At 69.3% G+C, this 13,690-nt stretch carries 13 protein-coding genes; 6 read left to right on the forward strand and 7 right to left on the reverse strand.

What is annotated here, in order from left to right; translation table 11 throughout:
- A partial coding sequence (locus VHK87_RS06005; protein ID WP_329633989.1) for a pectate lyase occupies window positions 1-1,062 on the forward strand: 1,062 nt, incomplete at its 5' end.
- Between the two features lie 133 nt (window positions 1,063-1,195).
- On the opposite strand, the gene VHK87_RS06010 is transcribed toward VHK87_RS06005, so the two are convergent.
- The 3 genes from VHK87_RS06010 to VHK87_RS06020 form a co-directional block, all read right to left on the reverse strand.
- Entirely contained in the window at window positions 1,196-2,548 is a 1,353-nt protein-coding gene (locus VHK87_RS06010) for a glycoside hydrolase family 28 protein (RefSeq protein ID WP_329633990.1), read from the reverse strand.
- Window positions 2,548-3,951 carry a glycoside hydrolase family 28 protein gene (locus tag VHK87_RS06015; protein WP_329633991.1) on the reverse strand — a complete coding sequence of 468 codons (1,404 nt, stop codon included), beginning with the start codon at window positions 3,949-3,951 and terminating at the stop codon, window positions 2,548-2,550. The genes VHK87_RS06010 and VHK87_RS06015 overlap by 1 nt, the downstream gene beginning before the upstream one ends.
- Before the next feature lie 67 nt (window positions 3,952-4,018).
- The gene (locus tag VHK87_RS06020; RefSeq protein WP_329633992.1) at window positions 4,019-7,012 is read right to left on the reverse strand and encodes a TonB-dependent receptor; all 2,994 of its coding nucleotides are present in this window, start codon (window positions 7,010-7,012) and stop codon (window positions 4,019-4,021) included.
- A gap of 249 nt (window positions 7,013-7,261) precedes the next feature.
- Between VHK87_RS06020 and VHK87_RS06025 the strand changes: the two genes are divergently transcribed.
- Window positions 7,262-8,026 (forward strand): hypothetical protein, encoded by a 765-nt coding sequence (locus VHK87_RS06025; protein ID WP_329633993.1) that lies wholly within the window; start codon window positions 7,262-7,264, stop codon window positions 8,024-8,026.
- 111 nt (window positions 8,027-8,137) lie between these two features.
- Here VHK87_RS06025 and VHK87_RS06030 read toward each other — a convergent pair whose 3' ends face one another.
- Window positions 8,138-8,542: a VOC family protein gene (locus VHK87_RS06030; protein WP_329633994.1), complete on the reverse strand. Its 405-nt coding sequence runs from the start codon at window positions 8,540-8,542 to the stop codon at window positions 8,138-8,140.
- 242 nt (window positions 8,543-8,784) lie between these two features.
- On the opposite strand from VHK87_RS06030, the gene VHK87_RS06035 reads away from it, so the two are divergent.
- Entirely contained in the window at window positions 8,785-9,177 is a 393-nt protein-coding gene (locus VHK87_RS06035; RefSeq protein WP_329633995.1) for a hypothetical protein, read from the forward strand.
- A gap of 13 nt (window positions 9,178-9,190) precedes the next feature.
- Here the strand turns inward: VHK87_RS06035 and VHK87_RS06040 are convergent, their stop codons facing one another.
- From VHK87_RS06040 to VHK87_RS06050, 3 genes are all read right to left on the reverse strand, one after another.
- Window positions 9,191-9,514, reverse strand: coding sequence for a hypothetical protein (locus VHK87_RS06040; RefSeq protein ID WP_329633996.1), 324 nt, complete (start codon window positions 9,512-9,514; stop codon window positions 9,191-9,193).
- A 75-nt stretch (window positions 9,515-9,589) separates the two neighbouring features.
- On the reverse strand, window positions 9,590-10,120 hold the full coding sequence (locus tag VHK87_RS06045) for a hypothetical protein (RefSeq protein WP_329633997.1): 531 nt from the start codon (window positions 10,118-10,120) through the stop codon (window positions 9,590-9,592).
- A gap of 277 nt (window positions 10,121-10,397) precedes the next feature.
- Window positions 10,398-10,721: a YnfA family protein gene (locus tag VHK87_RS06050; RefSeq protein WP_329633998.1), complete on the reverse strand. Its 324-nt coding sequence runs from the start codon at window positions 10,719-10,721 to the stop codon at window positions 10,398-10,400.
- Between the two features lie 172 nt (window positions 10,722-10,893).
- On the opposite strand from VHK87_RS06050, the gene VHK87_RS06055 reads away from it, so the two are divergent.
- The 3 genes from VHK87_RS06055 to VHK87_RS06065 all read left to right on the forward strand — a co-directional run bounded on the left by VHK87_RS06055 (window position 10,894) and on the right by VHK87_RS06065 (window position 13,687).
- The gene (locus VHK87_RS06055; RefSeq protein ID WP_329633999.1) at window positions 10,894-11,418 is read left to right on the forward strand and encodes a dihydrofolate reductase family protein; all 525 of its coding nucleotides are present in this window, start codon (window positions 10,894-10,896) and stop codon (window positions 11,416-11,418) included.
- A gap of 283 nt (window positions 11,419-11,701) precedes the next feature.
- On the forward strand, window positions 11,702-13,168 hold the full coding sequence (locus VHK87_RS06060; RefSeq protein ID WP_329634000.1) for a carboxylesterase/lipase family protein: 1,467 nt from the start codon (window positions 11,702-11,704) through the stop codon (window positions 13,166-13,168).
- Between the two features lie 267 nt (window positions 13,169-13,435).
- Window positions 13,436-13,687: a hypothetical protein gene (locus VHK87_RS06065; RefSeq protein WP_329634001.1), complete on the forward strand. Its 252-nt coding sequence runs from the start codon at window positions 13,436-13,438 to the stop codon at window positions 13,685-13,687.
- Window positions 13,688-13,690 lie beyond the last annotated feature (3 nt).

Raw genomic sequence — 13,690 nt, forward strand, 5'->3', positions numbered from 1 at the left:
CTCTGCCTGGAGAAGCGCGACCCCAGGTACAGGGCCCCGCTCGACCGGGCGATCGGCTTCGTCCTGGAGAGCCAGCACCCCGGCGGCGGCTGGCCGCAGCGCTGGCCGCACGCCGACGACGGCCCCGAGTACATGCGCTACATCACCTTCAACGACGACGTCGCCGGCGAGAACATCAAGTTCCTGACCATGGTCCACCAGACCCTGGGCGATCCGCGCGCGCTGCCCGCCATACGCCGGGCGATGGACTCGATCCTCGCCACCCAACAGCCGGCGCCCCAGCCCGGGTGGGGCCTGCAGCACACCCTTGACGGCAAGCCGGCCGCCGCCCGCAGCTACGAGCCCCTGGCGCTCGCCACCCACACCACGGCGACCAACCTCTCCCAGCTGATGAGCTTCTACGAGCTCACCGGCGACCCGAAGTACCTGGCGAGGGTGGGGGAGGGGCTGGACTGGCTGGAGAAGGTGAAGCTGCGGGAGCCGCGCAACGGCCGCAGCCACCCGACCTTCATCGAGATCGGGACCGACCGGCCGCTCTACGTCCACCGCCGCGGCTCGAACGTCGTCAATGGCGAGTACTATGTGGACCACAGCCCGGACCGGACGCTGGGCCACTACAGCGGCTTCCGCACCGTGGACGTGGCCGGCATGCGCGCCCGGCTCGAGACGCTGAAAGCCACGCCGCCGGCGGAAGCCTCCAAGGGCTCGCCCCTGCTGTCGAACAAGCCCGTCCCGCTGCCGAAGTACTTCTCCGGCCAGGACATCGCCACCGCGGACCTCGCGACCGTCCGCGCGCTGAAGGGCCGCCCCTCGGCCGAGGCCGTCGCGAAGATCCTCGCCGACCTCAACGCCGACGGCTGGTGGCCCTCGCCGCTGACCGCCACCAGCCATCCCTACCGCGGGCCAGGGCCCAAGACGCCCACCCCCGGCGACTACGCCACGACCCACGTGGGCGATTCATGGGACACCTCGCCGTTCCCCGATCCCGCCCCGAAGACCGGCATCGCCATCGCCAAATACCTGGAGAACATGGCCGCGCTCATCGCGTGGCTGGACGCTTGAGACCTCTCCCCCGCCTAGCGGGGGGGGGAGGGTAGGGTGAGGGGGGCGGCCGCGCCGCAGCACGCACGCTGTAGGCCCTGCGCTTCGCTCCGAGCCCCCTCACCCAACACTCTCGCCGCATTGCGGGGAGAGGTCATTTGGCCCGCGCGCTGACCTCCCCGTCCCACCGCTGTCCGCCGATGACCACCCCGTCGAACCGCAGCGCCTCGACGTTCTCCAGCACCAGCGGCGTCTTGGCCGAGGCGATGACGACGTCCTTCAAGAGCACGCCCTTCAGCGGCGCCGCGGCCGGCGCGCGGCCCTCGAACACCACGCCGACGTTCTGGACCTCGAAGTCCTCGAAGACGATGTCGCGGTAGGTAGCGGGGAAGTTGCCGCCCAGCTCGCCGGGGTAGTTGAGCTGGAACCAGAACAGGGTGGCGAAGTCCTCAACCTTCATCCGTCGCACCCGCACGTGCTCCACCACGCCGCCCCGGTCCAGGTTGGCCTTGAAGCGGATCGCGGAGGCGCCCTTGCGCAGCACATTGTCGGTGAAGAAGACGTGGCGGATCCCGCCGCTCATCTCGCTGCCCAGCGCGATGCCGTCCTCGCCGCCCATGTCGTTGTTCCGCACCAGCACGTATTCGCTGGGCCGGCCGATGGCGCGCCCGTCCAGGTCGCGGCCGGACTTCACGACCACGGAGTCGTCGCCGGTGCGGAAGACGTTGTCCTCGATCAGCACGCGGCTCGAGGAGTCGACATCGATCCCGTCGTTGTTGGGGAACATGCTCTCCACGTTGAGTCCCCGCACCACCGCCTGGTCGACGTAGACCAGGTGGTTCACCCAGAACGGCGAGTTGCGGACCGTGTAGCCCTCCAGCTTCACCCGTTTGCCGCCCAGGATCTGGATCATGCTCGGCCGAAGCCTGGTCCCGCGGCCGAAGACCCGCTTGGCGAGCGGGACGCTCGTGAAGCCCATCTTCCGCAGCCGCTGGAAGTCCGTCTCGGCCGCCTTCGCCCAAGCGTGGAAGCCGCTCTGCGCATTGCCGTCGATCACGCCCGGCCCGGTGATCGCCACGTCCTCCACGTCGCGGGCGTAGATGAGCGGCGAATAGCCCATCATCTCGGTGCCTTCCCAGCGGGTCTTCACCACCGGCAGGTAGTCGCCGGTGTCCGCCGAAAAGAGCAGCATGGCGCCCGCGCCCACATGCAGCTCGATCCGGCTCTTCAGGTGGACGGGCCCCTTGGACAGCCAAACCCCCGGTCCCAGCACGACCCGCCCGCCGCCGGCCCGCGAGGCCTGGGCGATGGCGGCCATGATGGCCGGCCGCGCGTCGGCGCGCCCGTCCGCAGGTCCCGCCACCGGGAAGTCGCGCCGGGGGATCCTGGGCGCCTCGATCTGGGAAGGGATCGCCTCGGCCATGGTCCAGTCGGCGGCGGTGGATTGCGCCAGGGCCGGGGGCGCGATCAGCGCCGCAGCCAAGGCCAGGGTGGCGACGAGGCGCATCAGGCCAGCGTCCGCACTGGCCGGCCGTTGACGGTCACGTTCTGAAGCTTCAGCCCCCGCACGTTCTTGACGATCGCCGGCTCGGCCACGCCGTCGAACACGCAGTCCTTCAGCGTCACGTCGAAGATTGGGGCGTTCGGGAAGCCCTGCAGGTCGGCCACCCGGGTGCTCTTCCCGCTGCGCACCCGCTCCACCACCACGTTGCGCAGCACCGGGGTGAAGGCGCCCTTGGCGCCTTCCTCGTAGTTGAAGTCGACGGTGACCACCGCCTTGCGCACCTGGCCGACGGTCAGGTCGCGGAAGAAGCAGTTCTCCACCACACCGCCCCGCAGGGCGTTGTTCTTGAACCGGATCGCGTGGTCGAGGTCGGGCGAGTCCAGCCGGCACTTCTCGGCGAAGATGTTGCGCGCATGGCCGCTGATCTGGCTGCCCACCGTCAGCCCGCCGTGCCCGTCGGCCATCCGGCAGTTGCGGATGACGATATTCTCCGACGGGACGTTCAGCCGCCGCCCGTCGGCGTTGCGGCCGGAGTTCACCGCGATGCAGTCGTCGCCGGTGGAGAAGAAGCAGTCCTCGATCAGCACGTCCTGGCAGGACTCCGGATCGATCCCGTCGTTGTTCGGCCCGTGCGAATTGATGTCCAGGCCGCGGATGATGATGTTGCGGCACAGCACCGGATGCACCTGCCACATGGGGGAGCGACGCAGCTTCACGCCTTCGATCAGCACGTTCTTGCAGCGGTAGGGCTGGATGAAGTTGGGCCGAAGGTACGAGCCTTCCCCGAACACCCGCTGGGCAACCGGGACCTTGTCCTCGGCCATCTGGAAGAGGCGCGCCCGGGCCGGCCGTTGGTTGGGCATGCTTTCGACCCAGCCGTGCTGGTTCTGCTTCCACTGGCCCTTCCACGTCCACCAGTGCTCGCGGCTGGCCTGGCCGTCGATAGTCCCCTGGCCGGTGATGCCGATGTTCTCGCAGTCGATCGCATAGATGAACGGCGAGTAGTTCATCAGCTCGATGCCCTCCCACCGGGTGAACACCACGGGCAGGTAGGCGGCCGGATCGGTCTTGAACCGCAGCGTCGCCCCTTCGGCCAGGTGCAGGTTGACGTTGCTCTTCAGGTGCACCGGCCCAGTCAGCCAGTCGCCAGCCGGGACCAGCACCCGCCCGCCGCCGGCGGCATGGCACGCGGCGATGGCCTCGGCGATGGCGGCGCTGGAATCGGCCACGCCCTCCTTGTCGGCGCCGTAGCCGTCGATCGGGAAGTCGCGGTCGGGGAAGGTCGGCGGGCGGATGCGGGCGAGGATCTCGTCCGCCACCGCCCAGGGATCCTCAGCGGCCGAGGCGGCCGCAGGGGCGAGCGCGCTCGCCGCGGTCATGAGAAGCAGGTCGCGACGGGTGGTCATACGCCCTCCCAGAAAGGAAAAAAGGACGGACCCCGGAGGGGAAGAAGCGGGGCCCGTCCGAGGCTCCTCAGAAGTTGTAGCGGAGCCCGACGAGGAACTGCCGGCCGAAGTGGCGGGTGTTCCAGACCCGCTCGGCCATGGTGTCGTTGTACTGCTGGGCCTCTTCGTCCGTGAGGTTGGTGGCCTCGAAGCTCAGCTTCAGTTGTTCGGTCAGTTGGTAGGCGACTGACGCATCCACGGTGAAGGTGTCCGGCACCCAGTCGGCGTCCTGGTATTCGGTGCGGTCGGCGCTGGTCAGGTTGCCCTGGTTGGCCGACGGGACCGCGGTCAGGTAGTCGCTGCGGAAGGAGCCGCTGATACGCGCGCTCAGCTTCTCGTCCTCGTAGAACAGGGTGGCGTTCCATTGCCGCTCGGAGACGTTCAGCCGCCGGCTCTCCAGCGGGATGGCGCAGACCCCGTTCACCGGCGTGGAGCCGCAGGAGATCTGGCTGCCGGTCACGTAGGTGTAGTTGAACAGCACGCCGAAATTGCCGACGAACTCCGGCCACCCGAACCGCTCCGCCCAGTCGGTCAGCGGCTGCTGGATGTTGATCTCGAACCCTTCGTAGGGCTCGCCGCCCGGGGCGTTCACCGTGGTGGTGAAGCTGGTCTCGTCGTTCGGGGTACGTCCCGTGCCGGTCAGCAGCGAGGCCGGCAGGTTGAACGAGCTGAAGGGCCCGGTCAGCCGCACCTGCGAGAAGTCGGTGGTGATCTCCTTGCGGAAGAAGCCGACGCCGACCAGCGTCCGCGCCGTCGGATACCACTCGAACGACAGGTCGTAGGTGTTGGCCTCCTGCGGCATCAGCCGGGGGTTCCCGGTGGTGACCGTCAGGTTGCCTGTGGTGTTGACCGTCCCGCCGGGGTTCAGGGCGCCGAGGCCCGGCCGCACCATCACCTTTGCGGCGGCGCCGCGGACCAGGAAGTTGTCGGTCACCTCGACGACCACGTTCGCCGCCGGCAGCCACCGGTCGTAGGAGTTTTCCACCGTCAGCTGCAGCGGCGCGCCGCCCGCGAAGGTGTAGCCCTGGGCGGTGATGTCGGTCGTCACGTAACGCACGCCCACGTCGCCGCGGATCCGCCAGGGCAGGATGTCGGTGTCGAAGTCCACCTGGACGTAACCGGCCTGCGACTCCTCGGTGATGGTGCGGAAGTTCCCGCGGGCGTTGGTGTTCTCGATGCCGAACAGGGCGAAGGTTCCGACCCCGCTGTAGATCCCCAGCGCGCTGGCGATGGCGTCGAAGTTGGGCACCACCCAGCCGTCCGGAACGTCGGAATCCAGGCCTTCGCCGAAGCCGGTCATCGGCTGGGTGATGTCGGTCATGGTCACGCCGGCCGGCAGGGCAGGGACCGACAGCTCGGTCGCGCGGCGGTACTCCTGGCCGTCGTTGACGTACTTTTTCCACACCGCCCCGGCCCGGATGGTGAAGGTGTCGTTGAGCTCCCAGGAGATGTCGCCCACCGCCTGGTCGAAGCTGTTCTGCACGAACTGGGGCCGAAGCCGGATCTCGCTCGGGCGGACGGTCCCGTTGGCGTTGGCGTTGGTGAAGGTGAAGGCGTTCGGGTCGTTGATGTCGAAGCCCCAGTCGATGCTGGGGATGTCCCGGTTGCCGCGGGCGTCGAACACCCAGTTGTCCTGGTTGGCCCGGTCGAGGGTGATGGTCGTCTGGATCGGGTTCTTGAAGCTCGATTTGGAGGTGCCGATCAGGCCCGACAGGGTGATGCTGTCGGTCAGCTCGTGACGGCCGGTGAGGGTGTACTGGGTGAAGATGGTCTCCAGCTCGTCCTCGCGGGCCTCCACCCGGATGTCCACGTTGTCGAACACACCGTAGATCAGCGTCCCGTTGGCGTCGGTCTCGAACACGCGCGGGATCATGTAGGGCTTGCCGAACTCGGGGCTGGCCGCGCCGCGGCTGAAGCTGATGCCCTCGATGAAGTTCTCGCGCCGGTCGTTCTTGAAGCTCGAGTAGAGGTAGTCGAACGACACCTCGGTGCGGTCGGTCGGCCGCCACTGCACCGAGCCGGTGATGCCCAGCCGCTCGTTCTCGTAGTCGAAGCGCAGGTAGCGCGGGATCCGCGGGTGCCAGCTGCCGGGATCGGAGGCGGCCTGAAAGGCGGCGATGTTCTCCGGCGTGCCGGGCAGGCGCGGGTTGCCCGTGAAGCAGTCGGTCGACGTCGTGCCGACGGCGGTGTTGGCCCCGGGGTTGAACTGCTGGCCGGCCGTGGTGGCGTTGGTGTCGAACCCGACCGGGCTGCACCAGCCGCCGTTGCTGGGGCCTTCGCCCCAGCGCACGGTGTCCCAGCCTTCTTCGCGGATCTGCCGCCGGGACCAGGCGACGGAGGCGCCGATCCCCAGCGTCCCGTCGAGGAACTTCTGGCTGCCCAGCACCGCGATGCGGGGGTCCCAGCTCTCCGACAGGTCGTTGTAGCCGTACTGGGCGTTGATGACGAAAGTGCGATCGTCCCGGAAGTCGAAGGGCCGGGCGGTGGTCAGGTCCACTGTCGCGCCCAGCGAGCCTTCCTCGACGCTCGCCTGCGGGGTCTTGCGCACCGACAGCGAGTTGAAGAGCTCGGACGCGAAGACGTTGAAGTCGAACTGGCGGTTGCGGTTGGCGCCGCCGTCGGCGTCCGAGCCGCCGGTGGTGGTCAGCGCCTCCATGCCGTTGATCCGCACCCGGGTGGAGCCGGGGCCGAGGCCCCGCACCGTGATGTTGCGGCCCTCGCCGGCCGAGCGGGTGATGGCCACGCCCGGCACCCGCTGCAGCGACTCGGCCAGGTTGTTGTCGGGGAACTTGGCGATGTCCTCGGCCTTGATGACGTCCACCACGGCCGTTTCCTCGCGCTTCACCGCGATGGCGCTCTCGATCGAGGCCCGGAAGCCGGTGACGACGACCTCCTCGACCTCGTCCGCATCGGCCGGCGCCGCTTGCGCGTACGCCGCGCCGGCGCCCAGCGCCGTGGCCAAAGCCGCCGCCGAGGCGCCCCAGGTGAGCGCGCGCAGGCGCGGTCCCGCGTTGAGTCTCATCTTCCTCCCTCCCTCGCCGGGCGTTCCCGGTCGTCCGCCGTCTGGCGGTGATGACACCGGTAGCAATTCCGTCTCCACGGGACTGACACCGGTGTCAAAGAGGGAGCTTAGACGCGCCGTCATGAAAATCAAGGGTCGGCTGAGCTTGCGTTGCGGACCCTTACCTCCGCCGCTTCACGGGCGAGGTAGAGTCCCCTTGGCGGTCTCGGCGGTCTTGGTGTTCCATATCGGCCGACGGGGAGGGGCCTCATGGACCACGCCAGGATCGCGCAGGCGCGGCGCCTGCGCCCCTACTTCGAGCTCCAGCTGCGCTTCGCCCAGGCGCTGGCCGGGCGCACTGGCGAGCCGCTGGACCGGCTGGCCCTGACCATGACCAACCTCCACCGCCGATTCGGCCTGGGCGACCCTGACGAGCGCCCGGAGCGCCCCGAGTGGGCGGCCTACGCCGCGGGGCTGCGAACCGCCGCCGCGCTCGAGGCGAAGCTCGACTGGACCGAAGCCGTGTTCGTCCGCTCGCCGGAGGAAGTGTCTGGTCGCCCGCGTTTCGGCTGCTTCAGCTACGACCCGCCCAACGCCGACGGCGAGGTCCGCATCCACTTCACCAACCGCGACGACGACGACGTCAGCCCGCTGACCGCCGAGAAAGTCCCCCGCCGCCTTGCCGACCTGCGCGCCCTGTTCGCCTATGTTCGCGAGCGCCATCCTGAGGCCGCCTTCGTCCGCGGCGGCTCTTGGCTCTACAACACCGAGGCCTACCGCCGGCTCTTCCCGCCGGCCTACGGCGCCTCCCGCCGCGCACCCGAGCGGGTGCGCCTGAACGGGACCTCGAGTTGGGGCCAGTTCCTCGACCACCGCGAGGCGACCAAGCCCGCCGCGCGCGACGCCTTCCTGGAGAACCTCGCCGGCCTCGACCCCGCTGCGCCCTGGACCGCCTTCCCCCTGCGCGCCCTGCACGTGCGCGCCCCGATCGACCTGTTCTACGCCTTCTACGGCCTGGCGCCGGCGCCCGCCTGAGGCCTTGGCCGCCGCTGAGTCGCCGGTCTACGCTAGGGAAGGGACCCAGGCGTCACAGGCGCAGCCTCTGGGTCCCGAATCGGCCCTGCGGGCCGTCCGGGATGACGGTGGTCACCCCATGGCGTCTGGGTTCATCCACACCGGCTCGAACACGTGGCCGTCCGGATCCTCGAACGTGCGCTGGTACATGAATCCCATGTCCTGCGGCGGGCGCGGGTCGGCGCGGCCGCCCGTGCGGCCCGCCGCCTCGACGATGGCGTCCACCTCCTCGCGGCTGGCGCGCAAGAGGGCGAGCAGGACGCCGGTCGCCGCCGTCGCGTCGGCCCGGGGCCGGGTCAGGAAGGTGTCGAAGAACTCATGCCGCAGCAGCATGAACACGATCTCGTCCGACCACATCATCGACGAGGCCTTCTCGTCGCTGAACTGCTCGTTCTTGGTACAGCCGATCGCCTCGTAGAAGCGGGTCGACGCCGCCAGGTCCCGCACCGGCAGGTTCACGAAGATCATCTCGGGCATCGCGCTCTCCTCTGTTCCGCGTTCGACTCTAGGACGATCCACCTCGCCGCCATCCGACATCATCTCGTCCGGCCGCCCGAATTTTCTGGGACCACCAAGACCGCCAAGACCACCAAGGTGAGCGGCCTCGCAGCAGAACACCGCCTCAGGTCAGACCCTTGGTGGTCTTGGTGGTTTTTGCGTTCGAATGGCCCGGCTAGGAGCGCAGGCTCGCCAGCCAGCTCGCAACGAAGGAGTCCCGCATGCGCCTCCCCCCCGTCCTCGCCGCCCTGGCAAGCCTATGCGCCGCCGCGCCCGCCGCCGCGGCGCCGGCTGTCGCCCACATCCTCATTGAGCAGCACGCCGCCCAGCGGGGCGATCCGGCGCGCTATGTCGTACGCGCCCAGCAGTGCAAGGACGAGGTCTTCCGCGAGCTCAGGCTCGCCGACGGGCGCGCGCCGTCCCCCATCTGGGTGCGGGAGAGGACGCCGAGCCTCCCGCCCAATCCCATGATCCGGCAGGTCCTGGACGAGGGCGGCCTGCCCGCCGCCCAGGTCCTCGTCGCGGCCATCAACGTGTGCTTGGGCGCCCAGGGCCTGTCCGGGGTGCGTGCGGCGCTCTCCGCCGAGCCGTCGCCGGACGCGCCGCTGGAGTAGGGCCGCAGACGGCTTAGTTCTTCGGCTTGGTCGCGTTCTCGGCCGCGTCGCCCACGCTCTCGGCGGCGTCGCCCACGCTCTTCACCGCGCCCGCCGTGCTGTCGGCGACGTCGGAGACGGCGCTGGTCACCGCTTCAGTCTTGCGGTCGTTGTTGCGGCTGGCGTTCATCAGGAAGAAGCCGATGATCAGCACGAGCGCCAGCGCCGCGACGCCGATCAGTATGCCGCCGATGCCGGGCCCACCCTGAACCACAGTCGTCGCCCCGCCCATGTCGCGCTCCACCACCCGCTCGGTGATTTCGCCATCTTTGCGTTCAGTAATCCGTTCGGTGGTCATCTGTATTCTCCCGAGGTCAGCTGCTGTTAAGCGCTGCGATATGTTGCGATGTGGATAAGATGGAACGGCTGAGTACTATTCCTCATTCGCCGTCCGGGCGGCCTCGTCGAGCCGCAGGGCCTGGGCGTCGCTCACCCGCCCGCCCGCCGGGCCGCCGACGAACGGCGACGCCGACGCGCCGACCACAAACTCCGGCGCCGCGAGCTGGCCGCGACGGGCGTCGATCACGGCCAGCCTGCGCCGGGCCTCGTCGGCCAGGTTGACCTTGGAATTGGGCCCCCCGGCATCGGCGTCCAGCCGGTTGACCATGATGGTGGTCTGCCGGCCGTCCACCAGCACGGTGCGGTAGAGGGCGGCCGCCTCCACGGACCGGCCAGTGCTTTCGTAAGCTGCGGCCAGGTTGAAGCGGTTGAGGGGGCTGTCGTAGCCCGCGCGGGCCTCTTCGAAATGATTGGCCGCGATCCAGTTATCGCCCTTCGCCGACGAGGCCAGGCCGGCGCCGCCGGCGCGCGACGGGTCGCTGGCCGTGGGGCCGCCGAGCGCGATCCCCGGCTGGAGCTTGGCCGATCCGCGCGCAACGCAGCCGCTCGTCGTCAGCGCGAGCAAGGCCACGCAGGGAATAATCCCTAGGTTTCGCATGTGGGATGTCCGATCTTGGGAGGCGGTCCGCTGGAGTTCCCGAGAAGATCTGGGGACGCGCCAGGACATATCCTTCGCGCACCACAGTAGCGCTAAGTTGCGATTCCGCCGCATGAAATCGCGGTGAAGACGAATCCGGTGAAAGAAACTTGCCCGAGCGGTGGCGCGCGCCAGCCGAGTCTTGGCGCGGCGCCGAGTCCGACAGGATCACGAGGCCCCCGCCGGCCGCGTCCAGTTTGGCCGCTTACGCGGATCTCGGGCCCATCAGGATCACCGCCGCGCCGACGAGGCAGATGCCCATGCCGATCAGGTCCCACCGGTCCGGCGCCTTGCCCTCGACAAGCCACAGCCAGCCGATCGAGGCGGCGATGTAGACGCCGCCGTAGGCCGCATAGGCCCGTCCGGCGGCGGCGCTGTCCACCCGCGTCAGCAGGTAGGCGAACAGCGCCAGGCAGGCCATCCCCGGTGCGATCCACAGCGGCGAGCGGTCCAGCTTCAGCCACGCCCAAAACGCGAAACACCCGGCGATTTCCGCCGCCGCGGCGAGGACGTAGATCAGCCAGGCCATGCGGGCTCCCAAGCGCCAGTGCGACGCCCGTGCCCGCAACCGCCGGCGCGGTCAACTCGGCCGCGCATTCAAACCGCTTGCAAAGCAGGATCGGTTTGGGCAGCTTCACGCCCGGCGCAGGCCACGACGGCCGCGACGTGACGCTCTGAAACCATTGGGAGGAGGTCGCAGCATGGCCAAGCTCGTCTACGCGTTGAACCAGTCGCTGGACGGCTACGTCGACCACGACAAGTTCGCGCCCGATCCCGTGCTCTTCCGCCACTTCATCGACGACATCGGCAGTGTCAGCGGCGCCGTCTATGGCCGGCGCATGTATGAGATCATGCGCTACTGGGACGAGGACCAGTCGGAGTGGGACGCACCGGAACGCGAGTACGCGCAAGCTTGGGGAGGCCAGCACAAGTGGGTCGCCTCCCGCACCCTGACGTCGGTGGGCCCCAACGCGACCCTGGTCACGGATGACGTCGAGGCGGTGGTCCGCCGCCTGAAAGCCGAGCTCGACGGATGCATCGAGGTCGCCGGCACGCAGCTCGCGGCCAGCCTCGCCGACCTGATCGACGAGTACCGCATCTACCTCCACCCCGTCGTCCTCGGCTCCGGCAAACCCTACTTCGCCGCCCCCCGGCCCCCGCTCCGCCTGCAAGCCGCCGACCGAATCGGCGACGAGGTCATCCGGCTGACCTACGTCCCCGCGTGACGGCCTAAACCACCCCTCCTACCGCCCCGGCCAAGCGGGTGGTGGAGGGGGCGAGCCGCATTCCCGAACCGCTCCATCCGCCCAGGCCCGATAGCCGTCCGTCCGCCCGCGCCCGTGGCCCGCCCCCTCCACCCCGCGCTCTTCGCTCCGCTGGGACCGCGGTCCCCCTCCCGACGCTCCGCGGGGGGGTAGGTTGCGACCTTTGACGAACGATCCAGCTTCCCCGCCGCGGGAGCTAAGGTTAGGCTTGCAACACAAGATGGAACCCGACCGAGGAAACGCGATGATCAAGGTCCTGCTGCCGCTGCTGGGAGCGGCGCTCCTCTTTTCAACGAGCGCGGCGGCGCAGAGCGCCGCGCTCGGCGACGTCGTCCAGACCCGGCTCGGGCCGGTGCGGGGCGAGACGGTGACGGACGCCGGCTCGACGGCCCGCATCTGGCGCGGCATCCCCTACGCCAGCGCGCCGGTGGGCGAGCTGCGCTGGAAGCCGCCGCAGGCCGCCAAGCCGTGGACGCAGGTGCGGGACGCCACCAAGTGGCCCAATCGTTGCCCGCAGGGGGCGAGCAACATGGGCGTCAGCGCCCCGATCAGCGAGGACTGCCTCTATCTCAACGTGGTGACCGCCGCGAAGAGCCCGGGAGAGAAGCGGGCGGTGATGGTCTTCTACCATGGCGGCGGCCTGACCTCCGGCACCGGCAACTCCACCACCTACAACCACCCCAAGCTGCCCAACCAGGGCGTCGTCGTGGTGACCGTGAACAGCCGCCTCGGCCCCTTCGGCTACCTGGCCCACCCGGCGCTGGCCGCCGAGGGGCGCGGTTCGGGCAACTACGGCACCCTCGACATCCGCGCCTCGCTGGAATGGGTTCGCGACAACATTGCAGCCTTCGGCGGCGATCCGCAGAACGTGACCATCTTCGGGGAGTCCGGCGGCGGGGTGAAGGTGACCTCCCAGCTCGCCAGCCCGCTCAGCGCCGGCCTGTTCCATCGGGCGATCGTCCAGAGCGGCTCGGCCCTGGTCATGCCTCAACGCTCGACCACCAAGGAAGCCGCCGAGGCGCGCGGCGTGGCGCTCGCCCAGGCGCTCGGCGCGCCGCAGGGCCCCGGCGGGCTCGCCGCCATGCGGGCGGCCAAGTGGGAGGACGTGCTCGCCGCGGCCACGAAGAGCAAGTTCACCGCCGGCGTGGTGGTCGACGGCGACGTGATCCCGGCGCCCGTCCACGAGCTGTTCGCGCAGGGCAGGCAGAACAAGGTCCCGCTGATCGTCGGCGCCAACGAGGGCGAGGCCTCCCTGCGCTCCGACGTGCCGGAAATGGCGAAGCTGCACAGCGCCTCGGGCGCGCCGACCTTCGTCTACAACTTCTCCCAGCTGCCGCTCGGCTGGCGACGCGAAAAGGGCTGCGTCGCCTTCCACGGCCTGGAGCTCTCCTACGTGTTCGGCGCCATCCCCGTGGGCCTGACCTCGCCCACCACCCAGGGCCTGGCCCGGGGTGGCGGCTGCTCCGTTCGCGCTCCGGAGCACGATGACGAGGACGTCAAGGTCGCCGACCAGTTCTCGAAGATCTGGGCCCAGTTCGCCAAGACCGGCGATCCCAGCACGCCCGGGCTGATCGACTGGCCGAAATACACCGCCGCCGACCCCGCCTACCTCGACATCGGCGCGCCGCTCGAGATCAAGCGCGGCGTCGAGGCCGCCTACGTGGCCCCGCCCGCCGGCTCGACCCGCGTGCCGGGTACGCCGGCGCCGTAGCGAGCTCCCTTCCTTTCCCGCGCAGCGGGAGAGCGCTTAGTGGAGAGGGAAAGTCACAGGCTCCGACTTGCGATGAGCCAAAGTCCGGGGCCGCGGCGTGAACCGCCCGCCGCGCCACGCCTGCGGCTTTCCCTCTCCGCCGCCCGCTCTCCGGCGGGCGGTCCCCTCGGCGTGTGAAACGCTGTTGCTCCGCTGCGGATCTATCGAACGGCCATTGCTTGTTGAGTCCTCCCGGATAGATACAGCCGGCACTGAGGGGGTGCAGACATGTCGGCCGACCCGGGGGAACAGCGCGAGCTTGCAAAGCGTGCGTATGACCTCGAATGGGCCGTGCTCCCCCGGTGGGTTAAGATCCTGACCTTCACTGTGGGATTGCCGGCGTGGCTTCTCATCCTCTGGGATGTTTTCACCGAGAGCCTGACCAAAACGCAGTTCCTCGCCTGTTTCATTGCCTTCGTCGTCGTGTGCTTCGTCCAGATCTGCTCCCACCTTCATGTTCGCCGCAAAGGCAGGCTGTAGTCA

Origin of the sequence: Phenylobacterium sp. (genome assembly GCF_036263695.1) — a bacterium.
GTDB lineage: Bacteria > Pseudomonadota > Alphaproteobacteria > Caulobacterales > Caulobacteraceae > Phenylobacterium.